Here is a 2,108-nt window from a genome sequence, read left to right on the forward strand (position 1 = left end):
TTTTGGGAGCGTCAGCTAGAAGGTCGTGTTGCAGAGCTTGTATACAGTGGACGTGATGAAGACGCGGAGCGTTTGTTACTAGAGAGCTTAGATAGCATAGCGAGTTCCACGCAGGGCGTTGGAGAAGTTTATCTCGTTGGTGCAGGGCCTGGTGATCCTGATTTACTTAGCTTTAGAGCATTGCGGTTGATTAGACAGGCAGACGTCGTGTTATTTGATCGTCTTGTGTCGCCCCAAATACTCAACCTAGTTCGCCAAGACGCGGATATGATAGATGTCGGTAAGCGGCGTTCTCATCATACGATGCAACAGGAAAGTATCAACGAATTGCTAGCTAAACTCGCCAAACAAGGTAAACGTGTTCTTCGCTTAAAAGGCGGAGACCCCTTTATATTTGGGCGAGGTGGGGAAGAGATCGAAACGCTCTCAGAGCATGGCGTTCCATTTCAAGTTGTTCCGGGTATTACTGCAGCTGCAGGGTGTGCGAGCTATTCGGGAATTCCATTGACGCATCGAGATCATGCTCAATCTGTGCGTTTTGTGACTGGGCATTTGAAGAATAATAGCTCGGAGTTAGATTGGCCTAGCCTTGTCGCTGAACAGCAAACGCTCGTATTCTATATGGGCTTGGTCGCTTTACCTCAAATTGCAGAAGGTCTAGTGAATCAAGGCATGTCGCAGGATATGCCTGTGGCAGTTATTTCACGCGGAACCTTACCAGATCAGCGTGTATTGATTAGCTCTCTGTCTCGCGTAGCGGCAGACGTTACGGCTGCTGAGCTTAAAGCTCCAACGATTATTATTATTGGTACTGTCGTGAATCTTCACGAAAAGTTGGGATGGCAGTCTTAACTAAGTGTGTAATTGTGTGAATCGAAATGTAGCGAATTGTTTTTCATTGCTGCGCTTCACGCGCCCTAAGATAACCATGACCGACTGAAACTGACATTAAGTGTCATAATGAATCTAGTAGTAACACTGTTAGGCACATTATGAACATCATTCCTAAATCTGCAATTCGTATCCTAGAGTTGCAAAACGTATCTCTCCCGAGCGTCGGCTTGAACGAGCCTCAAACCACAATTAATAAGGTCAGCAAATCAAAAGGATTGCTATCCCGTTTTTCGAAATCAAAACAAAAGTCTACAACTGCCCTTGATAAGAGAAGCCAGCAGCATAGTTTTGAGGTCGCGAGCTGGCTGAGGTTTGGCTTTTCGGAGGAGTCTCGCTTGGTTACGCTGTGTCTATCTTATTCCGATTCTAGTGGCGATTATGTAGCCCTGGTCGAAGAGCAAAGTGTAAACGATAAGGCAAGTACAATGATGTCTGCCGTTATTGATTTGCAAACCAAAGGTCCGATACAAAAACTGGCAGTAGCTTGTGCGGGGTTAAAAGTTGAAGATCGCTGTTATATAGAAGATTTAACGATAAAAAGAATAACTCAAGAACAAAAAATTAGTGCATAGAGAGGTTAAGCGCTGCTGAGATAATGAAAGCAGCGCTTGAGATGCTTAGCGTGTAGGAAGAACGTCCTTCAATTTCGCATGCATATCTAGAATAGCTTTCTCTGTAGTTTCCCAATCAATACAACCATCTGTCACAGATACGCCGTATTCCAGCTCTTCTAAGTTTTCAGGAATTGATTGATTCCCGAAATTAATATTACTTTCGATCATCAATCCAATGATTGACTTGTTACCGTCAATAATTTGATTCGTAGCGTCTTGCATTACCAGTGGTTGCAATGCTGGATCTTTGTTTGAGTTTGCATGGCTACAATCAATCATAATATTGCTTGCCAGATTTGCTTTCTCTAGAGCTTGTTCGCAGAGCGCAACGTTCACGGAATCGTAGTTTGGCTTACCGCCGCCGCCACGCAATACAACGTGTGCGTATGGGTTACCTTTTGTACGTACAATTGAACATTGGCCTTCATGGTTGATTCCCAGGAAGCTATGAGGGTGTGCGACTGATCCAAGTGCATTGATTGCTACACCAAGTCCACCATCTGTTCCGTTTTTAAAGCCAATAGCAACAGACAGACCAGAGCTCATTTCACGGTGTGTCTGCGATTCAGTTGTTCTTGCTCCGATTGCAGACCAAGAGAT

At 44.5% G+C, this 2,108-nt stretch carries 3 protein-coding genes; 2 read left to right on the forward strand and 1 reads right to left on the reverse strand.

The window, feature by feature from the left end; translation table 11 throughout:
• Both cysG and A3739_RS05385 read left to right on the forward strand, forming a co-directional pair.
• On the forward strand, positions 1-852 hold an 852-nt coding region (gene cysG / locus A3739_RS05380), incomplete at its 5' end, for a siroheme synthase CysG (RefSeq protein WP_068500599.1).
• 140 nt (positions 853-992) lie between these two features.
• A complete protein-coding gene (locus A3739_RS05385; RefSeq protein ID WP_068476718.1) occupies positions 993-1,466 on the forward strand; it encodes a hypothetical protein in 474 nt (157 codons plus the stop codon).
• Positions 1,467-1,511: 45 nt separating this feature from the next.
• Here A3739_RS05385 and A3739_RS05390 read toward each other — a convergent pair.
• The coding region (locus A3739_RS05390) for a 3-deoxy-7-phosphoheptulonate synthase (RefSeq protein WP_068500601.1) at positions 1,512-2,108 on the reverse strand (597 nt) is incomplete at its 5' end.

Source organism: Oleiphilus sp. HI0067, assembly GCF_001635735.1.

Coding starts and splice junctions, on each gene's coding strand:
- A3739_RS05385 (WP_068476718.1), top strand. CDS start 993: ATGAACATCATTCCTAAATCTGCAATTCGTATCCTAGAGTTGCAAAAC.